The following is a 20,835-nucleotide window of genomic DNA, read 5'->3' as shown; positions in this document are numbered from 1 at the left end:
GATGACCAGCGACGCGATCCCCGCGGCCGTCGCGTGCCATGTGAGCACGCGCGGCCCCGGCCCCACCCGCCTCAGCGCCCGAGCGAGCGAGGAGACGCTGCGGCTCGCCGGCCAGGCCCGGTGGCAGGTCGACGCGACCGTCGTGGGCTCCGCCCCTCAGGGTGCGGTGGCGAGGGCGGGGGACCTCGCGGTCCTGCTGGTCGGAGAGATCCCGGACGACGGCGGCCCCGAGGCCGTCCTGCGGCTCTACCACGACCTGGGGCCCTGGGCCTTCAGCGAGCTGGCGGGGCGCTTCGCGGCCGTCGTCGTCCACGGGGCCGGTGAGCGGGTGACGGTGAGCGTCGACCACGCCGGCACGGTCCCGCTCTACGTCGTCCACACCTGGGACGGCGACATCGACGTCGCGACCGAGGCGAAGGTGCTCGCCGGGCTCGGTGACCGGGGCCGGCCCCTGCCGGGGACCGACGAGGTCCCCGGACTGCGGGGCGTGCGTCGCCTCCGGGCCGGCACGTGCCTCACAGTGCAGGCCTCGGGTCACTCCCGGGCCCGCGACACCTGGACCGTCCCGGCCCACCGGGAGCGGGTCGACCCCGATGCGGCCGTCGCCGAGGTCCGCGCCGTCCTGGAGGAGGCCGTCGCGTGGCAGGTGCGGGAGCCGATGACCACGGTCCTGTCCGGCGGCATCGACTCCAGCGCGGTGGCCGCCACGGTCCGGGCCCACTCCGGCCGGGTCGCGACCGTGACGATGGGGACCGACCGGTCCGACGAGTTCGCTCCCGCGTCGCTCGTCGCACGCCACCTCGGGGCGCGGCACACGCAGGTGTCGACGACGGTCGACTCCGTCCTGGCCGAGCTGCCCTTCGTGGTCGCGCTCACCGAGTGCGCCGACCCGGCCGTCAACGAGTACCTGCTCCCCCTGGCCCGCCTGTACCGCGAACTGCCCGCCGGCTCCCGGGTCATGACCGGCTACGGCGCCGACATCCCGCTCGGCGGGATGCACCGCGGCCAGGCCGACATGGCACTGGAGGAGCTGATCGTCGACGACATGTCGACCTTCGACGGGTTGAACGAGCTGTCGCCCAACCTCGGCAGCCACCTCGGCCTGTGGACCAGCCACCCGTACTGGGACCGCGCCGTCCTCCAGCGCCTCACGACCCTCGCCGCGGGGCTCAAGCGACGCGAGGGGATCGACAAGTGGGTCCTGCGCCAGGCGTTCGCCGACGCGCTGCCGGCCGAGACGGTCAGCCGGCCCAAGCTCGGGATCCACGAGGGCTCCGGGACGACGAGCCACTGGTCCGAGGTGCTCCTCGGCCGGGGGGTCGCCGCCGGGCGCGTCCAGGCGGCCAAGGCCCGGATCTCCCGGGACATCTACGACCTCGTGGTCGCCGGCGGGCAGGAGCCCGGGGACGTCGACCTCGGGGCGGTCACCACGGCTGTCGTCGCGCGCGAGGAGCTCACCGGATGAGCCCCGCCCCGCTGGCCGACTACTCCGCCCTGGCGGGGAGGTCCATCGCCGTCGTCGAGCACATGCTGCATCACCCGTACGTGCTCGGCGTCCGCCAGGCGCAGGAGGCAGGGGCGCGCATCACCCTCCTCATGCAGGACGTCGACTGGTACTCGCACGGTCGGCCCTGGGCGGAGGCGCCGCTGGCGCTCGTCGACGACGTGGTCCACGTCGACACGACCGATGTCGACGCGGTGCTCGGCGCCGTCACCGATGCCGCGGGGAGCCCGCGCTTCGACGCCGTGACGTCCTTCTCGGACTACCACACCGAGGTCGCCGCGACCGTCGCCCAGCGACTCGGCCTGCCCGGGCCGAACCCGGACGCCCTGCGCCGGGCGAACCACAAGCACCTGCTGCGCGGCGCGTTCGGCGACGACGAGGGCAACCTGCGCCACGCCCTCGTCGGAGACCTCGACGCGGCCCTGAAAGCGGCAGCCGACCTCGGCTACCCGGTCATCGCCAAGCCACCGGCCGAGGCGATCAGCTACGGCGTGCGCCGCTGCGACGACGACGACGAGCTGAGCGCCGCCGTGGCGGAGCTGTCCGGCGTCACGAGCAGCCTGCGGGGGCAGCCCCGCACCGGGGAGGTCCTGCTCGAGGAGTACGTCGATGGCGTCGAGGTCAGCGTGGAGTCGATGTCGTTCGGCGGCACGACGCACATCTACGGCGTCACCTCCAAGGACCTCTTCGGGGACCCGTACTACATCGAGTGCGGGCACACCTTCCCGGTGCCGCTGTCCGAGGAGTCCCGCGCCGAGCTGTACGGCGTGGTCCGGCGGGCCCTGGCGAGCATCGGCTACGACTACGGGCCGTGCCACACCGAGGTCCGGCTCACCGACCGGGGCTGGCGTCTCATCGAGGCCAACCCGCGCACCCCGTCGAGCTGCATGACGATGCTGGTCACCGACGTGACCGGCCGCAGCCCGATCCTGGACGCCTGGCTGCTCGCTGTCGGTGAGGTCCCGGACGTGGCGCCCGTGACGTGGACCGGGGGGGCCGCCGTGCGGATGCTCTACCCGCAGGCCACCGGGGCCCTCCAGCGGGTCGACGGGGTCGAGGCCGCGGCCGCCGACCCGGCCGTCCAGGTCCTGCTGCACGTGCACGAGGGCGAGGAGCTGATGGCCCGGATGGACAACTCCTCGTGCGTCGGGTTCACGTACGCGACCGCCGAGGACCCGGCAACGGCCGCAGCCATCGCCGACGACGCCGCCGCCAAGCTGACTTTCGTGGGGAGCTGACCGTGTACGCCCGGGAACAGACGACCTCCTCACCGCGGTACGCCCAGGTGGCGACCTTCATGCGCCTCCCGCTCGAGCTCGCCCCGACCGGCCGGGACGCCGTGGTCGTCGGAGCCCCCTACGACGGCGGGACGAGCTACCGGCCCGGTGCCCGTCTGGCCCCGCGCCAGATCCGGCACGAGTCCTGCCTGCTGCACGGGGTGGGAATCGACCGGGGACCGGGTGTCTTCGACCTCCTCGACGTCGTCGACGGCGGTGACATCGACCTCAGCCCGTTCGACATGCAGCTCGCCGTCGACGAGGCGACCCGGGCGCTGACGCGGCTGGCCGCCGACAACGGCGCCGTCCTGATGCTCGGCGGGGACCACTCGCTCACCCTGCCGGCGATGCGCGCCGCCGCTGCGAAGCACGGCCCCCTCGCGGTGCTGCACCTCGACGCCCACTCCGACACCAACGAGCCCGTGTACGGCGGGCTGCACCACCACGGCACCCCCTTCCGCTGGGGGCTGGAGGAGGGAGTCATCGCCCCCGGGGCCCTCGTCCAGGTCGGCATCCGGGGGCACAACCCGGCGCCCGACTCCCTCGACTGGGTCCGGTCCCGTGGGGGCCGGGTCGTGCGCGCCGACGAGGTCGAGGGTCGCGCCGAGGTCGACGCCCTGGCCGCCGAGATCGCCGGACAGCTCGCGGGTCGGCCGTTGTACGTCTCCGTCGACATCGACGTCCTCGATCCCGCGTTCGCCCCGGGGACCGGGACACCCGCCCCCGGCGGCCTGACGAGCCGTGAGGTGCTGCGGCTGCTCCGGGTCGTCGGCGACCTCGACCCCGTCGGCTTCGACGTCATGGAGGTCTGCCCCCCCTATGACGTCGGGGGCGTCACCTCGCTCGTCGCCGCCGAGATCGGTGCCGAGCTGCTCTACCAGTACGCAAGGTCGAGACCCGGTACCCAACACCACACCGACAGCACCACAGGAGGAACCCCGATGACCATTTCCGTGACCGAGCAGCCGATCGTCGACGTGTCGGGGGAGGAGGCGGCGCTGCACGCCCTGCGCACCTCCCTGCCCGAGGTGCCGCGCGCCGACCTCCACGGGTACCTCGAGAGGGCTGTCGGGAGCGCAGAGCAGCTGCCCGATGCGCTCGCCGCGCAGCTCGACGACTTCCGGGCCCGCGGGAACCAGGAGGGCTACCTCCTGCTCACCGGCCTGCCGCAGGACGCCGACCTGCCCACGACCCCGACGAGTACCCCGGCCCCCACGGAGCGGCCCCTCATCGCGGGCGAGGCGTGGCTCGCGCTCGTCGGCGGCCGGCTCGGGCTGGCCACCGGCTACGAGGAGCTGCGCTCGGGCACGGTCTACCACGACGTCTACCCCTCACCGGGCGCGCACTACCTGTCGTCGGAGACCTCCGAGACCCTGCTGGAGTTCCACACCGAGATGGCGTACCACCGGCTCCAGCCACGGTTCGTCATGCTCGCCTGCTCGCGCGCCGACCACGAGGGCAAGGCCGCGACCCTCGTCGCGTCGATCCGCAACGCGCTGCCCCTGATGTCGCACGAGGCGGTGGACGTCCTCTTCGACAGCCCGATGCCGTGCAACCTCGACGTGGCCTTCCGCGGCGGCGAGGACCCCGGGCCGCAGGCGCAGGTCACGGTGCTCTACGGGGACCGTGAGGACCCCTTCCTCGGCTACGACCGCGAGCTTCTCGTGCCGCACGACGAGGCGCACGCCCGGGCCCTGGAGGAGCTCTCCGGCGCGCTCGACCAGGTGACCCGCAGCGTCCAGCTGCACCCGGGCCAGCTGCTCATCGTCGACAACTACCGCACGACGCACGCCCGGACGCCGTTCACCCCCCGATGGGACGGGGCCGACCGCTGGCTCCACCGGATGTACATCCGCACCCGCGATCTCGTGCCCGACGGCACGCGGTCCGGCGACGTCGTCGCCTTCGTCCCGCGCTGACGTGGTCCTGCGGGTCGAGGAGGTCTCGGTCGAGGAGGCGTGCCGGGCCGGGTGGGACGACCTGCTCACGGCCGAGGACGGCTTCCAGCAGTCGGGCTGGCTCAGGATGCAGGAGCAGCTGCTCGGTGACCGGCTGCGCGTCGTCTGTCTCTGGGACGGGTCCGACCTGGCGGCGGGCCTCGTGACGGTCGGTACCGACGCCACGAGCCCCTGGACGATGGCCCGGCCGGACCTGCTGTTGGACGTCGACGCCGAGGCCTCGCTGCCCGCCCTGACCTGCGGCGGACGGCATCTCGGGAACACCCGGGCCGTCGTCCGGGCCGCCCGGGACGTCGCGCTCCTGGACCTGCTCATCGACGACGTCGCGGCCCGGGCCGAGACCCGCGCCGACCGCTGTGTGTTCTTCCCGCACGTGCGGGACGACGACCCGCTCGCCGGGCGGCTCGCCGCCGCCGGCTTCGTCCCGTCCGCCGTCGACCCGTACTGCGTCCTGCCCGTCACGGGCACGTTCGAGGACTACCTGTCCGGGGTGAGCCAGAGCAAGCGCCGCGGCATCCGGCGGGACCGTCGGGAGGTGCGCGAGGCCGGGTTCGACCTGGACCTCGTCACGCTCGCGGACTGCGACCTCGACCGGCTGGCCGAGCTGGATGTGGCGTTGCTGCGCAAGCACGGCAGCGTCGCCGACCTGCGGCAGAGCCGGGCGGTGCTCGAGGGGCTGGCCGGCGGTCCGGACGCGCTCGTCACGACGGCGTCCCTGGACGGCGCCGTGGCGGGCTTCGGGGTGATGCTCGAGCACGAGCGCCACGGGTCGCGCCAGTGGTTCGGCAACCGCGCGGGCTTCGACTACGAGCGTCAGGGTGAGGTCCCGCTGTACTTCGAGGTGCTGTTCTACTCGCCCTACGAGTGGGCGGCCGAGCGCGGCGTCGACGCGATCCACGTCGGGATGGGCAGTACCGGGGCCAAGGTGGGGCGCGGCGCGGTGGCGCACCCGCAGTCGTGCTGGGTGCGATGGACCGCGGCATGAGGAGCGACGGGGCCCGGAACGCGGCGGTCGGCGCGGTCCACCGGCCGTCCACGCGCCGTGGGGGAGTGGCGCGGATGGGGTCTGCGGCCGGCGTCGACTCCCTCGACCCCGCGCGGACGTACTACATCTGGGTCAGCCTCCTCCAGCGGATGCTGAGCCGAACCCCGATGGCTTACCCCTCCGGCCCCGGGCCGGCGTCCCGCCTCCCCGTCCCGGACCTCCTCGCGGAGCCGCCGGCCACCGCCGACCGGCGGGTGTGGACCCTCACCCTGAGGTCAGGGGTCGCCTACGACGACGGCACGACCGTGACCGCCGACCACCTCCGGCACGCGATCGAGCGCACCTACGATCCGGGCGTGACCGGGGGGCTGCGCACGATCCACGCGCTGCTGGCCGGGACGCAGGGGTACGGCGGGCCCGCCGCGGGTGAGCACCTGGACTGCCTGCGCGTCGAGGACCCACAGACCCTGACCGTCACCCTCGCGGCACCCTTCGCGGACTTCCCGCACGTCCTCGCGCAACCAGCGCTGGCGCCGGTGCCACCGCAGCGGGACACCTACGGCGGGTACGAGCGGTCCCCGGCGTGGTCCGGCCCGTACCGGGTGACCCGGCACGACGAGGGGCGGGCGCTGGAGCTGCGCCGGAACCCGTACTGGGACCCGGGCAGCGACCCGGTGCGACCGGCGCTGCTCGACGGCGTCGACGTCCGTCTCGGCCTGGAGCACCACGAGGTCGACGAGGCGGTGCTGCGCGGGGAGCTGGACCTCAGCGTCGAGGGGCGTGGCGTCCAGCTCGCGACCCAGGAGTGGCTGGCGCGCGACGACGTCCTCATGGACCGGGTCGACAACCCGGCCACCGGGTTCCTGCAGTTCGTGTCGATCCACCCGTTCGTCGAGCCCTTCGACTGCGTCCACGTCCGGCGGGCGGTCCAGCACGCCGTGGACCGGGTCGACCTCCAGCGCGCGCGGGGTGGGCCGGCCCTCGGCGGGGACATCGCCACCGAGCTGTTCCCCCCGACCTTCGCCGCGCACCGGCCGTGGGAGCGGTACGGGACCGGCCCCGACCGCCGCGGTGACCTCGACGCGGCCCGGGCAGAGCTGGCGCGCTCCCGGCACGGCGGCCGCCTCCGCGGCCGGATCGCCACCCAGCGCGGCAAGTTCCACGACGTCGCCGAGTCGCTGGCCGCCTCGGTGGCGCGGGTGGGCATCGAGCTCGAGGTCGTCGACCTCGACATCGCGACGTACTTCTCGCAGGGCGTCGGCCACCCGCGGACGCTGCGCGAGCAAGGGCTGGGCCTCGCGGTCACCGACTGGGGCGCCGACTACCCGACCGAGCACGGCTTCCTCACCCCCCTGGTCGACGGGCGGATGATCCGTCGCGGCGGGGGCAACTGGAACCTGCCCGAGCTCGACGACCCCGAGATCCACCGTCTCGTCGACGAGGCCGTGGCCGGCGACGCGCCGGCGGCGCTCGCTGCCTGGCGCGAGGTCGAGGCCCGGGTCATGGAGCACGCTGTGCTCCTGCCCGTGGTCCACGACCGCACCGTGCACGTCCGCGGTCCTCGGCTCACCAACGTCTACGTCCATCCGGCGTTCGGGCTGTACGACGTCCACGCCCTCGGCCTCGAGGAGAGTCCATGACCACCACCGGCAGCACGACCCAGGTCACGTGCGAGCAGCTCGGGACCGACTCGCCGTCGCTCGGTGAGTGGGTCCGGATGCGGGCCCTCGCCCACATCGCCGACGGGCGCCCCGGACCCCCGGTGTGCGGGATCGACGCCGTCGGCTCGCTCGCCGTCGACCCGCCCGGCGCCCGTGCCACCGACCTCGTCGCGACGAGTGGCGACGAGGTGGCGGGCTGGGCCCGCCTCGTCGTCCCGGCCTCGGCCGCGGCGCCCGCGGTCGTCGACGCCCTTGTCGTGCACCCGCGCTGGCGAGCCCACGGGATCGGCCGCCGGCTCGTCGACGCAGCGCTCGAGGTCGGTGCCGCAGCCGGCCGGGCCGAGCTGCGGGTCGCCGTCCCCGAGGCACTGCTGCCCAGGGCCCGAGCCTGGGGCGCGGCCCTCTGCGACGTCTCACGTCAGGTGCACCAGGTGCTCGAGGTCGGCGCCGGCACCGGACCCCCGCCCGCGGTCCCGTCGGACGTCCAGGTCGCCTCGTGGCGCGCCGTCGCACCCGCGTCCCTCGCCGAGGGGGTGGCGCGGCTGGACGGCCACGGCGACGTCGGGGTGCTGCGCGCCCTCGAGGTGATGCGTCGGCGGCGCGGACGCACCGCGCTGCACACGGCCTTCCTCGACCAGCGGACGGGCGACGTGCTCGGGTACACGAGCATCTCGCTGCCCGCGTCCTCGCCGGCCGACCCGGAGCAGGGCATGACCGTGGTCGACCCCCGGGCCCGGGGTCGTGGGTACGGCGAGGCGCTGAAGCGGCTCAACACCGCGGCCCTGCTCCGGGAGCGGCCGTGGGCGCAGCGGGTCTGGACCGCCAACGACGAGGACAACACCGCGATGGCATCGTTGAACCGTCGCCTCGGCTTCCGGCCGTGGCAGTACCGACACGTTCTGGGATGGAGTCTCCGACCATGACCCTCGAGCACGACTTCGTCGTCCACACCGGTGCTGCCGGCGTCGTGGCCGACGGCCGGGACGACCTCACCGTCATCGTCGGACCCGAAGGGACGACGAGCGCGCTGATGATGACCCGGTCCCGCACCGCCGGGCCATGCGTGGCCCTGAGCCGGCAGGCCCGGGTGGGCGGCGTGCGCGGCGTGGTGGTCCTGGCGCGCAACGCCAACGTCGCCACCGGCGAGCAGGGCTACCGGGACGCGGTGGAGGTCCGCGACACGGTGGCCGCCGCGGTCGGCGCGGCCCCCGACGAGCTCGTCGTCTGTTCGACCGGCGTCATCGGCCGCAGGTACCCGATGGAGGCGATCCGGTCGCACCTCGCGAGGCTCACCTGGCCCTCGGACGGCACGCTCGCCGACGCGGCGGCGGCGATCATGACCACCGACACCCGACCCAAGCTGCGGGTGGCCGCCGCCGACGGCTTCCAGGTCGTGGGCATCGCCAAAGGCGTCGGCATGATCGAGCCCGACATGGCGACGATGCTGTCCTTCGTCGTCACCGACGCCCGGGTGGGGCAGGACGACCTCGACGCGGTGTGGCGGCGGGTGGTCGAGCGCACGTACAACTCGGTGTCCATCGACACCGACACGTCGACGAGCGACACGGCGCTGCTCCTGGCGAGCGGCTCGGCGGGCGAGGTCGACGTCGAGGCGCTCGAGGCGGCCCTGCTCGAGGTCTGTACCGGCCTCGTCCGCGACATCGCCTCGGACGGCGAGGGGGCGAGCACGCTCATCACGTGCACGGTCTCGGGCGCGTCCTCCCCGGCGCAGGCCCGCACGGTCGGCAAGGCCGTCGTCAACTCGCCGCTGGTCAAGACGATGGTCCACGGGGCCGACCCGAACTGGGGCCGGGTCGTCATGGCCGTCGGCAAGTGCGTCGACGAGCCCGACATCACGACCGAGGCCCTGACGGTCTCGTTCGGTGGCCAGGAGGTGTTCCCCGCGGAGGCGGGCGACGCGGTGCTCCATGCGGTCGAGGAGCACCTGCGTGGCGACGAGGTGCGGATCGGGGTCGGCCTCGGCCTAGGCGCGCACGCCTGGACCGTGTACGGCTGCGACCTGACGGAGGGCTACGTCCGGACGAACGCCGACTACACCACGTGACCCGTGCCCGGGCCGACCGGCGGCTCCCTGCCCCGGTCGGCCGAGAGTGACCGTCGGCAGGGCGGCCGAGACACTGGCGTGGAACCGGGCGAGCGCCGCGTCGACGCGTTCGACCATCGCCGAGGCCTCTGCCGTCAGGGTGGAGCCGGTGGCGGTTCGCACCACCAGATGGGTGCCGACGCGGTCCTCGAGCTTGCGCAGGCGTCGGGTCAGCGCCGGCTGGGTGAGGCAGAGCTCGCTCGCAGCGCGGTTGAGGCTGCCGTGCCGGTCGATGGCTCGCAGGACCGTGACGTCGTCGAGCCCGAGCGACCGCACGCGTCCGCGAGCGGGCGGCGCCGGCGCCGCGTCGAGTATCGGGGCGCTGAACATCCGGCGCGACCGGTCACGGAACATCGCCTGAACCTCGGGGAGCCTGCCCCGGACGTCGCAGCGCCGGTCGGTGTACAGCACGGCGCGCCGGCTGGCGCCCTCCGGCCGGATCCGGGTCAGCCCCAGCCCGTCGTACCCGGGGCACTGCGACGCGGTGACCAGGCCCGCGGCCCGACCGGACAGGATGAGGATGCGGTGTGCCTGGCGGCTCTCCACGACCCGCACCCTCGCCGAGTCGGCCGGGAGCCCCAGCACCGACTCGAACAGATCCGCCTGGCAGGCGGTCGTGACCCAGACGAGGTCGTCGGGGAGGTCCGCGATGCGGGTGGCCGTGGCCGGTACGTCCTGGCCCACGACCCACAGGTCCTCCTCGAACAGGGGGACCCGGACCGCGTCCCGGGCCGGACGCCCCCCACCGGGCAGCTCCCACAGGGCCAGCGCGTCGGCGTAGCCACCGTCGAAGAGATCGACCGCATGGGCTCCGTCGGTGGCGGTGACGTCGATGACCAGCGGGGGGTCGAGGCTGGCCAGCGGGTCGACGTCGAGGTCGCACGCGAGAGACGAGGCGATGCGGACCGAGTGGTGGCCCTCGTCGGCCACCTCGGTGTGCGTCTCGAGCCAGCCGTGGAGATCCAGGGACGCCCTGAGCAGCACCCGTCCGTGGGCGGTGAGCCCGGGACCTCCCGACTCGTCGGCGACGAGGCGGGCCCCGTTCTTCGCCTCGAGCCGGCGGATGAGCCGGAGGGCCGAGGCGCGCGACAGGCCGGCCGCGAGGGCGGCTGCGCGCAGGCTGCGGCGTCGGAGCACGGCGGAGAGCAGCGAGCACTCGGCGGCGGTGAGCGCGTCCATGGTGTCCCTTCGATGAAAGAAACCGTCCGGTCGGTCGGTTCCGTAGTAGCGTAGGTGCCGGATTCCCACACCGCGAACTGAGAGGACGTGAATTTTTTGCGTCGTGACGGACCCGCCCGGGAACAGGGCCTGTCCCGGGTCGCTGCGCTGCTGGTCGCCGCCCTGGTGCTCACCGCCATCGGCGGCGGGATCTGGTGGTGGCAGGGCCGGCAGCAGGCCGCCGTGCGCGCGGCGTCGGCCTATGCCGCCTCGGCTGCTGCCGCGCTGGAGCGCGGCGAGCTTCCGCCGGGCGTCGACGTCGAGGACCGCGCTGCCGCGCAGGAGGCGCTCGACCGGGTCCTGGGCGGGATGGGCGACCTCGAGCACCGGGTCGAGGTGAGCGAGGTGGTGCTCGAGGACGGCGAGAGCTCAGGACGGGTCGTGCTCACGCATGCCTGGCGCATCCAGCAGGACAAGGATCCGTGGACGTACGAGACCACGCTGCCGGTCGAGCGTCGAGGCGAGGACTGGCAGGGCCTGTGGTCGACGCCGGTCGTGGCCGACGGGCTCGAGACGGGGGAGCGGATCCGGGCCGTGCGTCTGGATCCCGAGCGCGCGGACGTCCTCGGCGACGGTGACGCGCCCTTGGTCGCGATGCGGGAGGTGGGTCGTATCGGCATCGACCGGAGCGAGGTCCCGGACGCCGCCGAGGCGGTCCGCAGCGCCGAGCAGCTGGCGGCCCTGGTCGACATCGACGCCGACGCGTACGCCGCACGGGTCGAAGGCGCCGGTGCGCAGGCCTTCGTCGAGGCGATCACCTACCGGGTCCAGGCGCCGGAGCTGCTCGTGGTCGAGGACGAGATGACCGACATCCCGGGAGCACGCGTGGTCGGCGCAGAGCTGCCCCTGGCGCCGACCTCGTCGTTCGCACGCCCCATCCTCGGGGCCTCCGGTCAGGCGACGGCCGAGATCATCGAGAAGTCCGAGGGGCGGGTGCGAGCCGGCGACCTCGTCGGGCTCAGTGGGCTCCAGGCTACCTACGACGAGTCCCTGGCCGGCACGCCCGGGTATGCAATCGAGGCGGTCGACCTCGACACCGAGGAGGTCCGGCGCCTCCGCGAGGTCGCTGCGACGGACGGGACCCCGCTGCGGACCACACTCGGCGAGGCGCACCAGTCCGCCGCGGAGGCGGCCCTCGAGGACGTCGAGCCGGCCAGCGCCGTCGTCGCGATCCGGCCCTCGGACGGGCACGTGCTCGCGGCGGCCAGCGGCCCCGGCAGCAAGGGGTACTCCACGGCGACGCTCGGGCAGTACGCGCCCGGCTCGACCTTCAAGTCGGTGTCGGCGCTCGCGCTGCTGCGCGCCGGCCTGACCGAGAGGAGCGTCGTCGACTGCCCGCCGACCACGGTCGTGGACGGTCGCACCTTCAAGAACTTCGACGACTACCCGCCCGAGCGGCTCGGGCGCATCTCGCTGCGCACCGTCGTCGCCAACTCGTGCAACACGGGCCTCATGGAGCAGCGCGGTCGGCTCGAGGCGGCATCGCTGCCCGACGCGGCCGCGGCGCTGGGCCTGACGGCCGAGCCGAGGCTCGGTGTGCCGGCCGCGCTGGGCAGCGTCCCGGCGCCCGGCAGCGACGTCGAGACCGCCGCGTCGATGATCGGTCAGGGCAAGGTGCTGGCCACACCGCTCGGGATGGCCACGGTCGCTGCGAGCCTGCAGCGTGGGGCCCCGGTGGCGCCGCTGCTCGTGCGCCCCGACGGCCCCGACGGCCCGCCGGCGGCGGCGCCGTCCCCCAGCCTCACCGAGGCCGAGCACACCCAGATGCTCGACATGCTGCGCGCCGTGGTCACCGAGGGCGGTGCCCGCTTCCTCGCCGACGTCCCCGGGGAGCCCGTCCTGGCCAAGACGGGCACCGCCGAGTTCGGCGAGGCCTCCGACGACGGCTCGCTCGAGACCCACGCCTGGATGATCGGCATCCAGGGCGACCTCGCCGTCGCCGTCTTCGTCGAGCGGGGCAGTGGCGGCAGCAGCGTTGCCGGTCCGGTGCTGCGCGACTTCCTGGTCCGGGTGGCCGACACCACCTGACCCCGGTGTGGCCGCGGTCAGCGCGGCGCGGTGCCGCCCTCCCGCGTGCGGTCGCGCAACGGGCGACCGTCCGGGTCCCGCCGTTCGGCGAGGAGGGCCAGGCGTCGCAGTGTTTCGGTGTTGCGCGCCTGGATGGCCGCCTGCCGCAGGGGCATCGGGACCAGCCGGCCCGGCCCGCTGTCGGCGTCCTCGCGGATCTCGACGAGGCACGAGGCGCCCTCGTCGTGGAGGTCGATGAGGACCTGCGCCTCGCCGAACGGCCATCCCTTGGCCCGGAGCATCAGCCGGCGGCGGGGCTCGCTCTCCTCGACCCGGGTCTCGTCGGACAACAGCAACGGCCAGACCCCGACGCTGTGCTCGATGTGGGCGTCGGGCGCGGGCCAGGTGTCCGCGACCGACCGGACCCGCGCAGCCCCCACGACCCAGGTCGGGTAGCTCCAGCCATCGGCGAGGACCGACCAGACGTCCGCGGACGAGGCCTCGACGAGGCGACGGACGGCGGGGCGGTCGGCAGCAGTCGGTGTCATGGGGGTCCGGTACCCCGCGGGCGCGGCGCGGAAACGAGAGACGACGGAGCCGCAGCACCTGGACGCGTGGCGGGGGCCTGCGTGGGGTAGAAGGTACCTACCGACCGATCCAGGAGGAGCCCCGATGACGACGCAGATCCCCGCCCAGTCCCAGCAGTGGCCGGGCCGCACCGACGACCTCCACCCGTCCCCCGACCACGGCGAGGAGTCCTGGGTGGGCCGGGACCGGCTGGTGGGCAAGCGCGTCCTCGTGACCGGAGGCGACTCCGGCATCGGCCGGGCCGTCGCCCTCACCTTCGCGCGGGAGGGCGCCCAGGTCGTCCTCACCCACCTGCCGGAGGAGGCGGACGACGCCCGCGCGACCGTCCACCTCGTGGAGGCCGCCGGGGGACGCGCGGTGGCGATCCCCGCCGACCTGCGCACCCATGTCGCGGTGCTCGAGGTCTGCGACCGGACCCGCTCCGAGCTGGGTGGGCTCGACGTCCTCGTCTGCAACGCCGCGTACCAGATGACCCACGACCTTCTCGAGGACTTCCCGCCGGAGCAGGTCGAGCGGACGTTCGCGACGAACGTCTTCGCGACGTTCTGGCTCGTCCGTGAGCTCGCCGCGGACCTCGAGGAGTCCGGCGGCAACGTCGTCGTGACGACGTCGATCCAGGCGTACCAGCCCTCGGACCACCTGCTCGACTACGCCGCGACCAAGGCCGCGCTCAACAACCTCGTCGCCAACCTGGCGCAGGAGCTCGGCTCGCGCGGGGTGCGCGTCAACGCGGTGGCGCCCGGCCCGATCTGGACGCCGCTCATCCCCGCGACGATGGCGCCGGAGAAGGTCGAGGGGTTCGGGGCCGACACCCCGCTCGGGCGGGTCGGCCAGCCCGTCGAGGTGGCGGCGGCGTTCGTCTTCCTCGCCTCCGACGAGGCGAGCTACGTCTCGGGGTCCGTGCTCGGCGTGACAGGCGGCAAGCCGGTCTTCTGACAGCGGTTCGCCCGTGCGGCCGGGCTCAGCGGGGCTGCTCCGGTCCGAGCCCGGTCGTCGTGGCGTCGGTCCGCCCCTTGAGCTCGACGAAGATGACGTGGGTGTCGGTCTCGCCGATGTTCTCGCCGGCGTGCCGCTGCGCCGGGAGCCAGCCGGTGGTGCCCGCCGCCATCTCGACGTCCCGGGTGTGCCCGTCCGGCGCGTGCAGCCGGCGCTGGAAGTCGCTCAGGGTGTACATGACGCTGTCGGGGTGGTCGTGGGCGGTCGTGCGGTCGCCGGGGTGGTCGAGGTAGTCCAGCACCCGGACGTGGTCGTTCTCGAAGACCACCCGGTACTTGTCGGGGTCGGTGCGCGCCGGGTCGTCCGTCATCGAGCTCCTCCTCGGGGATGGCGGTCTCCGACCTGGAGCGTCGCTGTGCGACGTGATGATCCTCCGTCCCCCTGCCGTCCTGTCAAGGAGCACCGACCTGGGGGCGCGGTGACCCGGGCGGGCCGTCACTCCCAGCGGCGAGCCTTGCGGTACCGCGGGTTCCACCAGACCCTGTGCACCAGCCGCAGCGGTGCCGGGAGCTCGTCGAGGACCCTGCGGACGTCCGCGGGGGAGGCGCCGTCGAGGAGCCACGGGCTCAACGCGGCGATCTCGCTGTAGGACAGCTCCTTCATCGACGCCTTGTTGAGAGCGTTCCACTCGGGCTTGGTGACCAGGGTCCTGATGAGCGGAAAGGCGTCCCGCTCCTCGTGCGCCAGGTGGGCGCCGAGCAGGTCGAGGAAGCCGGTGATCCGCTCGGCGACCTCCTGGACTCCCGCCTCGCGGTCGGCGAAGGCGGCGTCGACGGCCGCGATCGCGGGGTCGATGCGGGCGTGCTCCTGCTCCATCGCCTCGAGGACCGCCAGGTCGTCCGGTCGACCGGTGAGCTTGCCGCGGATGACCGGCCAGATGTGGGCGTCCTCGATCGTGTGGTGGTGGTGGAGCGAGGTGCTGAAGCCGTGCCAGCCGAGCAGGAGCGCTTCGTGCGCCTTCTCGTCCTGGGTGCCGTAGCGCTCCGCGGCATCCGCCAGCCGGTGCCCGTCGCGCCGGAAGGCGCTGTGCAGGATCCGCATGACGTCCATGTCGGCATCGCTGAGCGTCGTCGGGGTTCGAGTGATGGCCACGGGTCGTCTCCTCTCCGTCCGGGAGACGCGGCAATGTCCTGACCTGCGTGGACGTGCGTCTCGCCTCCAGGCTCGAGCCGGCGGGAGGGCTTTCTCAATCCCACTTCCGGGGGGATACTCGGCTCATGGTCCTGGCCGACCATCGACTTCGGGCGCGGGTCCGGGACGCGGCGAGCGCGGCACCCGACAGCGAGGCGTTCCGGCAGGAAGTGCTGGACGCGATCCACGCGCATGTCCCGTTCGACGCGACGTGCCTGGGCGGGACCGACCCCTATGTCCTGGTCCCCACCTCTCTGACGACGCGGGGCTACGAGGATCCGCGGGCGTACGCGATGGCCGTCGAGCTCGAGTACGGCGACGTCCTGCATCCCGACAGCTTCGAGTCGCTCGTCCGGGAGCGGGTGCCGGTCCGGACCCTGCGGGAGTCCAGTGGCGACCGGGCGCGAAGCACCAGGCGCTTCGCCGACCTGCTGGCTCCCTACGGCCTGCGCGACGAGGTGCGCATGGTGTTCCGCGGCAGCGACGGGCTGGTGTGGGGGATCTGCTCGATGTCACGTCGTGGGCAGCGGCAGTTCGACGCCGATGAGGAGGCCCTGCTCGGGTCGGTGGTCACCGAGATCGGGGACGGCCTGCGCGCCATGCTGTTCCGCGACAGCGTCCACCGTCTCGAGCCCGGCAGCGACGGGCCCGCGGTCGCGGTCCTCGGTCCCGACAACGAGTTCGACTCGGCCACACCCGCGGCGCTGGAGTACTTCGAGCGCCTGGCCTGGGGCGGTGCCGGGTCGCCGGTGCCGGTGGCGCCCGCCGCCGCTGTGGCGGCGCGGCTGCGTGCCTCGGGTCAGGAGAGCGTCACGCTGCGGACCCGCACTCCGGATGGCGAGTGGCTCCTCATCCGGGCCGGGAGGCTCGATGGCGAGCATCCGCCCCGCACGGTCGTCCTGACCGTCGAACGGGCCCAGCCGCCGGAGCTGGTCTCGCTGCTGGCCGCCGCACACGGCCTCACCCGGCGCGAGTGCCAGGTCCTCCTGCTCTCGCTGCGTGGCGCCAGCCGGGACGAGATGGCCGCGGCGCTGTTCATCAGCCCGTACACGGTGCAGGACCATCTCAAGAGCATCTTCGCCAAGACGGGGGTCAACAGCCGGCGCAGTCTCGTCTCCCGCCTCGTGAACACCGAGTGCCTCCCACGGGTGGGCTCGGCCGTGGGAGCCGACGGCTGGTTCGCACGGGTGGGACCCCCGACGCCGGAAGGGCCCTGAGCGCGTTCACCGCGACCAGGGCCCTTCCGCCGGATGTCGGGGTGACAGGATTTGAACCTGCGGCCTCGTCGTCCCGAACGACGCGCGCTACCAAGCTGCGCCACACCCCGTGGCATGTCGCCGGACCCGGGGGCCACGGCGACACCCGAGGATAGCCGACCACCCGGACCTGCCCGAAATCGGCCCATGCCTGCGGCAGCGGCGGTGTCCCGCCGGGTCAGTGGTCGCGGGCGACGAGGGTGAGCAGCGTCGCCTCGGGTCGGCACGCGAACCGCACCGGGGCGTACGGCGAGGTGCCCAGCCCGGCCGACACGTGGAGCCAGGCGGCGTCGTCCGGGGCCTGCGAGGAGGGACGGACCCCGCCACGACGCCCGGCCGACCCGGCGCCCGGCCACCATCGCGACAGCCCCTTGGCCCGCCGGGTGTCCAGGTCGCAGTTCGTCACCAGCGCGCCGTAGAACGGCACGGCGAGCTGGCCGCCGTGAGTGTGGCCGGCGAGGACGAGCGCGGCGCCGTCGGCCGTCATCGCGTCGAGGATGCGCTGGTAGGGGGCATGGACCAGGCCCATCGTCAGCGCGACGTCCGGCCGGGCCGGGCCGGCGACGTCGTCGTAGCGGTCGAAGTCGACGTGCGGGTCGTCGACGCCGACGAGCTCGACCTCGTGCTCGCCCATCGTCACCACGGCCCGGGCGTTGTCGAGGTCGGCCCAGCCGCCGCGCCGCAGGCCTGCGACGAGCTCGCCCACCGGCAGGTCGCCGCGGGTCTTCGGGGCGAGGGCGTAGTTCGGCGTCAGATACCGGGCCGGGTTCTTCGGTACCGGCGCGAAGTAGTCGTTGGACCCCAGGACGAAGGCGCCGGGGAACTCGAACAGCGGCTCCATCGCGCGCAACAGCGGCGGGACCGCGTCGACGTGCGCCAGGTTGTCACCCGAGTTGACGACGAAGTCGGGGCGCAGGTCCGCGAGGGAGCGCACCCACTCGATCTTCCTGCGCTGGCCGGGGGTCAGGTGCAGGTCGGACACCTGGAGGATCCGGACCGGCGCCGAGCCGGGCGGGAGCACCGGGACGGCGAAGCGTCGCAGCGTGAACCAGGTGCGCTCGACCAGGCCCGCGTACGCGACCCCGGCCACCCCCGCGCCGAGGGCGACGCCCACGGTGCGCAAGGCGCTGCGGGCGACGGGGTCCATCCGCACATCCTCGCAAACACCCCGCCCCGAATCCCCGGTGCCCTGCTCGTGGTCGGGGTGGGAGACTGCCCCCATGACCGAGACGAGCCTGAAGGACCAGCTCCAGCGCGACCTGCACGACGCGATGCGCGCCCGTGACAAGGTGCGCTCCGGCACGCTCCGGATGACGTTGACGTCGGTGACGACTGCCGAGGTCGCCGGCGACGAGGCGCGGGCGCTCCCTGACGCGGAGGTCCTCAAGGTCATCGCCAAGGAGGCGAAGAAGCGGCGCGAGTCGGCGACCGCCTACCGCGATGCCGGGCGGGACGAGCTCGCCGAGATCGAGGAGGCCGAGCTCGTCATCCTCGAGGGCTACCTGCCGGCCCAGCTCGACGACGCCGAGCTGGGAGCCATCGTCGAGCGGGCGGTCGCGTCCACCGGCGCGAGCGGGATGGCCGACATGGGCCGGGTCATGCAGGCCGCCCAGGCCGAGGTCGCGGGCCGGGCCGACGGCGGGCGGGTCGCCGCCCTCGTCAGGGCGGTACTCGCGGGTCGCTGACCCGGCGGCGCTAGTCCTTCTTTGGTGGCGGGGTCTTCTTCGTCTTCGTCGGCTTCGGCTGCGACGTCGTCTTCGGGGCCGAGTTCGACACCGGCTGGCCCGAGGAGATGAGCAGCCCGATGTCGGAGCCGGCGAGCGCCTGCTTGGACGGGGTGGTCCCGCCGACGGTCCCCTGGGGGGCGTTGCTGCGGATGTAGCCCGCCACGTGGCTGCTGAAGCCCGCGGCCTTGAGGATGGCGGCCGCGGAGTCGGGGTTGCGGGCGTACACGTTGGGCAGGTTCTCGAGGTTGCCCCGCTTCACCTTGTCGCTCGGAGCGGGGAAGTCCTTGGCAGGGAGGTCGGCGGTGACGCGCTTCATGACCGCCGCCCACACGGGTGCGGAGACCGTGCCACCGAAGACGTCCTGGAAGCAGCCGTAGTCGCCGAAGCACTTGCCGTTGAGCGAGTAGAACTTGCCGTTCTTGTCGGCGACCTTGACGTTGCCGATCCACACCGCGGTCGAGACCTGCGGGGTGAACCCGACGAACCAGCCCTGGTTGTGCTTCTCGGTCGTGCCGGTCTTGCCGGCCGCCGGCCGCTGGTCGACGTTCCACAGCCCGTCGGCGGTGCCGCCCGAGCGGAGGGTCCCCTTGAGCAGGTACGCGGCGCCGTCGGCGGCGTCCTTGGAGATGACCTGCTTGCACTTGGCGGCCGGGACCTTGATCTCCTTCTTGTCCGGCGTCGTGATCGACACGATCGGGTTGGGCTCGCAGTACTTGCCGCTGGCCGCGATGGTCGCGAAGGCGCTGGCGATGCTCAGCGGGGTCGTGGTGCCCGACCCGAGGGTGACGTTGGAGATGGTCGCCTCGATGGGCTCGCCGTCGCCCTGGCGCAGGCCCATCTTCGTCATCGTCTTCTGCACGTTGCAGGGGCCCACGTCGATGGAGAGCTGCGCGGCCCAGGTGTTGATGGACTTCGAGATGCCCTCGGACAACGTCATCTGCCGGCCGCCGATGGCGTAGTCGTTCTTGACCTCCCACGGCTCGCTGGCGCCGCACTTGACGCCGAGGACGTCCGGGCCGTCGAAGGTGTGGGGCGTCTTCGCGTCGGCGAAGGGGACCTGCATCGTCGCGTTGAGGGGCATGCCCTGCTCGAGAGCGGTGACGAGCCCGAAGATCTTGGCCGTGGAGCCGAACTGGTACCCGTAGGGGCCGCCGCCGTACACCTTCGGGACGTTGACGTTGGTCTGGTCCTTGTCGAAGTCGGCGGCCTGCGCCATCGCGAGGATCTTGCCGGTGCCCGGCTCGACGATGGTCACGGCACCGCCGAGGTTGCTCTTGTTGCCGACCGGGACGGCCTTCTCGATCTCCTGCTGGGCGGCCTTCTGCATCGAGGAGTCCAGCGAGGTGCGGATCGTCAGGCCGCCCTGGTTGATGCGCTTGAGGCGCTCCTCCGGGGTCTTGCCGAGGGCCGCCATCTCGGGGGCCTTCTGGAGGTAGGCCATGACGTAGGCGCAGTAGTACGGCTGCGACGAGCGGTGACAGACCCCCTTGACGGGCTTCTTCTTGATCATCTTCGCGACGTCGGTCTTCTTCGCCTTCGCGACATCCTCGGCCGAGGCCATGCCGAGCGCCTCCATCCGGTTGAGGACGAGGTCGCGGCGGATCTGGGCCTGCTCGGGGTTGAGCACCGGGTTGTACGCCGTCGGCTGCTGGACGACCCCCGCGAGCAGCGCGGACTGGGCGAGGTTGAGCTTGTTGGCGCGGACGCCGAAGTAGTTCAGGGCCGCCGCCTCGACGCCGTAGGCCTGGTCGCCGTAGTACACGAGGTTGAGGTAGCCCTCGAGGATCTGGTCCTTGGTGTAGTTCTCCTCGACGTTGATCGCGTACTTGAGCTCCTGGACCTTGCGCGCGTAGGACTTCTGGACCGCGGCCTTGGCCGCCTCCTCGTCGCCGCGGCGCAGCGCGTTCTCCTGGAGGGAGATCTTCACGTACTGCTGGGTCAGCGTGGAGGCGCCCTGGACGTCGCCGCCCTGCACGTTGGACACCATCGCCCGGGTGAAGCCGCGCAGGTCGAGCCCGCCGTGCTCGTAGAAGCGGGCGTCCTCGATGGCGATCTGCGCGTTCCGCATCGTCTTCGAGATCTTCTTCAGCGGCACGATGATCCGGTTCTCGTCGTACGGGTTGGCGATGAGCTTGCCGTCGGCGTCGAGGATGCGCGACTGCTGGGCGAGCGGGGAGACCGTGAAGTCGCTGGGGAGCTCGTTGAAGAAGTCGACGCCCCCCTTGGCCGCCTGGCCGCTCGCCCCGATCGCCGGGATGGCGATCCCGGCCATGAGGAGCCCGGTGACCGTGCTCAGCACCACGAAACCGAGGAGGAGTCTGAGCACGGCGGGGATGTTCTGGGCGCGACCGTCCATGCCCGAAAGGGTAACCCGGCGACCCGCGCATAGCAGATTCGGCAACGCCGGTCCTGGGCGGCCTGTC

Annotated in this window: 17 protein-coding genes and 1 tRNA gene; 11 read left to right on the top strand and 7 right to left on the bottom strand. The window is 73.1% G+C overall.

Annotated elements, in window-relative coordinates:
- Position 1 precedes the first annotated feature (1 nt).
- The 7 genes from Q0963_RS11965 (at position 2) to argJ (ending at position 9,450) form a co-directional block, all read left to right on the top strand.
- A complete protein-coding gene (locus Q0963_RS11965; protein WP_299446072.1) occupies positions 2–1,465 on the top strand; it encodes an asparagine synthase-related protein in 1,464 nt (487 codons plus the stop codon).
- On the top strand, positions 1,462–2,742 hold the full coding sequence (locus tag Q0963_RS11960) for an ATP-grasp domain-containing protein (protein WP_299446069.1): 1,281 nt from the start codon (positions 1,462–1,464) through the stop codon (positions 2,740–2,742). Before Q0963_RS11965 ends, Q0963_RS11960 begins: the two co-directional genes overlap by 4 nt.
- 2 nt (positions 2,743–2,744) lie before the next feature.
- Complete coding sequence (gene cs1, locus Q0963_RS11955) at positions 2,745–4,700, top strand: clavaminate synthase Cs1 (protein WP_299446066.1); 1,956 nt, start codon at positions 2,745–2,747, stop codon at positions 4,698–4,700.
- A 1-nt stretch (position 4,701) separates the two neighbouring features.
- On the top strand, positions 4,702–5,724 hold the full coding sequence (locus tag Q0963_RS11950) for a GNAT family N-acetyltransferase (protein ID WP_299446063.1): 1,023 nt from the start codon (positions 4,702–4,704) through the stop codon (positions 5,722–5,724).
- Between the two features lie 74 nt (positions 5,725–5,798).
- Positions 5,799–7,364: an ABC transporter substrate-binding protein gene (locus Q0963_RS11945; RefSeq protein ID WP_299446060.1), complete on the top strand. Its 1,566-nt coding sequence runs from the start codon at positions 5,799–5,801 to the stop codon at positions 7,362–7,364.
- Positions 7,361–8,308: a GNAT family N-acetyltransferase gene (locus Q0963_RS11940; RefSeq protein ID WP_299446057.1), complete on the top strand. Its 948-nt coding sequence runs from the start codon at positions 7,361–7,363 to the stop codon at positions 8,306–8,308. Before Q0963_RS11945 ends, Q0963_RS11940 begins: the two co-directional genes overlap by 4 nt.
- Positions 8,290–9,450 (top strand): bifunctional glutamate N-acetyltransferase/amino-acid acetyltransferase ArgJ, encoded by a 1,161-nt coding sequence (argJ, locus tag Q0963_RS11935; protein WP_299446055.1) that lies wholly within the window; start codon positions 8,290–8,292, stop codon positions 9,448–9,450. Before Q0963_RS11940 ends, argJ begins: the two co-directional genes overlap by 19 nt.
- Here the strand turns inward: argJ and Q0963_RS11930 are convergent.
- Positions 9,370–10,668 (bottom strand): LysR family transcriptional regulator, encoded by a 1,299-nt coding sequence (locus Q0963_RS11930; RefSeq protein ID WP_299446052.1) that lies wholly within the window; start codon positions 10,666–10,668, stop codon positions 9,370–9,372. The two genes, argJ and Q0963_RS11930, sit on opposite strands and share 81 nt — an antisense overlap.
- 87 nt (positions 10,669–10,755) lie before the next feature.
- Here Q0963_RS11930 and Q0963_RS11925 point away from each other — a divergent pair, with 87 nt between their 5' ends.
- Positions 10,756–12,735 (top strand): penicillin-binding transpeptidase domain-containing protein, encoded by a 1,980-nt coding sequence (locus Q0963_RS11925; protein WP_299446049.1) that lies wholly within the window; start codon positions 10,756–10,758, stop codon positions 12,733–12,735.
- A 17-nt stretch (positions 12,736–12,752) separates the two neighbouring features.
- On the opposite strand, the gene Q0963_RS11920 is transcribed toward Q0963_RS11925, so the two are convergent.
- Positions 12,753–13,262 (bottom strand): SRPBCC family protein, encoded by a 510-nt coding sequence (locus Q0963_RS11920; protein ID WP_299446047.1) that lies wholly within the window; start codon positions 13,260–13,262, stop codon positions 12,753–12,755.
- Between the two features lie 124 nt (positions 13,263–13,386).
- On the opposite strand from Q0963_RS11920, the gene Q0963_RS11915 reads away from it, so the two are divergent.
- On the top strand, positions 13,387–14,238 hold the full coding sequence (locus Q0963_RS11915) for an SDR family oxidoreductase (protein WP_299446045.1): 852 nt from the start codon (positions 13,387–13,389) through the stop codon (positions 14,236–14,238).
- A gap of 25 nt (positions 14,239–14,263) precedes the next feature.
- Here the strand turns inward: Q0963_RS11915 and Q0963_RS11910 are convergent, their stop codons facing one another.
- Complete coding sequence (locus Q0963_RS11910) at positions 14,264–14,608, bottom strand: cytoplasmic protein (RefSeq protein ID WP_299446043.1); 345 nt, start codon at positions 14,606–14,608, stop codon at positions 14,264–14,266.
- Positions 14,609–14,733: 125 nt separating this feature from the next.
- Positions 14,734–15,390, bottom strand: a complete 657-nt coding sequence (locus Q0963_RS11905) for a hemerythrin domain-containing protein (RefSeq protein ID WP_299446041.1) — start codon at positions 15,388–15,390, stop codon at positions 14,734–14,736.
- Positions 15,391–15,515: 125 nt separating this feature from the next.
- Here Q0963_RS11905 and Q0963_RS11900 point away from each other — a divergent pair, with 125 nt between their 5' ends.
- Entirely contained in the window at positions 15,516–16,646 is a 1,131-nt protein-coding gene (locus tag Q0963_RS11900; protein WP_299446039.1) for a response regulator transcription factor, read from the top strand.
- Between the two features lie 36 nt (positions 16,647–16,682).
- On the opposite strand, the gene Q0963_RS11895 is transcribed toward Q0963_RS11900, so the two are convergent.
- Positions 16,683–16,756 (bottom strand) — tRNA-Pro (locus tag Q0963_RS11895).
- A gap of 107 nt (positions 16,757–16,863) precedes the next feature.
- Positions 16,864–17,832: a metallophosphoesterase gene (locus tag Q0963_RS11890; protein ID WP_299446037.1), complete on the bottom strand. Its 969-nt coding sequence runs from the start codon at positions 17,830–17,832 to the stop codon at positions 16,864–16,866.
- Between the two features lie 73 nt (positions 17,833–17,905).
- Between Q0963_RS11890 and Q0963_RS11885 the strand changes: the two genes are divergently transcribed.
- The gene (locus tag Q0963_RS11885; RefSeq protein ID WP_299446035.1) at positions 17,906–18,370 is read left to right on the top strand and encodes a GatB/YqeY domain-containing protein; all 465 of its coding nucleotides are present in this window, start codon (positions 17,906–17,908) and stop codon (positions 18,368–18,370) included.
- 10 nt (positions 18,371–18,380) lie between these two features.
- On the opposite strand, the gene Q0963_RS11880 is transcribed toward Q0963_RS11885, so the two are convergent.
- On the bottom strand, positions 18,381–20,768 hold the full coding sequence (locus Q0963_RS11880; RefSeq protein WP_299446033.1) for a transglycosylase domain-containing protein: 2,388 nt from the start codon (positions 20,766–20,768) through the stop codon (positions 18,381–18,383).
- Between the last annotated feature and the right edge of the window lie 67 nt (positions 20,769–20,835).

The sequence above is a fragment of the uncultured Phycicoccus sp. genome (assembly GCF_947495705.1).
In the GTDB taxonomy this organism is placed as follows: domain Bacteria; phylum Actinomycetota; class Actinomycetes; order Actinomycetales; family Dermatophilaceae; genus Phycicoccus.
The sequence above is the reverse complement of the archived record's forward strand: the minus strand, read 5'-3'. Positions and strand labels throughout refer to the sequence as shown.

Bases quoted from the DNA above. Each gene is read 5' to 3' on its own strand.
- Q0963_RS11965 (WP_299446072.1), top strand. From the start codon at position 2: ATGACCAGCGACGCGATCCCCGCGGCCGTCGCGTGCCATGTGAGCACG.
- Q0963_RS11960 (WP_299446069.1), top strand. From the start codon at position 1,462: ATGAGCCCCGCCCCGCTGGCCGACTACTCCGCCCTGGCGGGGAGGTCC.
- Q0963_RS11910 (WP_299446043.1), bottom strand. From the start codon at position 14,608: ATGACGGACGACCCGGCGCGCACCGACCCCGACAAGTACCGGGTGGTC.
- argJ (WP_299446055.1), top strand. From the start codon at position 8,290: ATGGAGTCTCCGACCATGACCCTCGAGCACGACTTCGTCGTCCACACC.
- Q0963_RS11930 (WP_299446052.1), bottom strand. From the start codon at position 10,668: ATGGACGCGCTCACCGCCGCCGAGTGCTCGCTGCTCTCCGCCGTGCTC.
- Q0963_RS11880 (WP_299446033.1), bottom strand. From the start codon at position 20,768: ATGGACGGTCGCGCCCAGAACATCCCCGCCGTGCTCAGACTCCTCCTC.
- Q0963_RS11890 (WP_299446037.1), bottom strand. From the start codon at position 17,832: ATGGACCCCGTCGCCCGCAGCGCCTTGCGCACCGTGGGCGTCGCCCTC.
- Q0963_RS11920 (WP_299446047.1), bottom strand. From the start codon at position 13,262: ATGACACCGACTGCTGCCGACCGCCCCGCCGTCCGTCGCCTCGTCGAG.
- Q0963_RS11945 (WP_299446060.1), top strand. From the start codon at position 5,799: ATGGGGTCTGCGGCCGGCGTCGACTCCCTCGACCCCGCGCGGACGTAC.
- Q0963_RS11900 (WP_299446039.1), top strand. From the start codon at position 15,516: ATGGTCCTGGCCGACCATCGACTTCGGGCGCGGGTCCGGGACGCGGCG.
- Q0963_RS11915 (WP_299446045.1), top strand. From the start codon at position 13,387: ATGACGACGCAGATCCCCGCCCAGTCCCAGCAGTGGCCGGGCCGCACC.
- Q0963_RS11885 (WP_299446035.1), top strand. From the start codon at position 17,906: ATGACCGAGACGAGCCTGAAGGACCAGCTCCAGCGCGACCTGCACGAC.
- Q0963_RS11940 (WP_299446057.1), top strand. From the start codon at position 7,361: ATGACCACCACCGGCAGCACGACCCAGGTCACGTGCGAGCAGCTCGGG.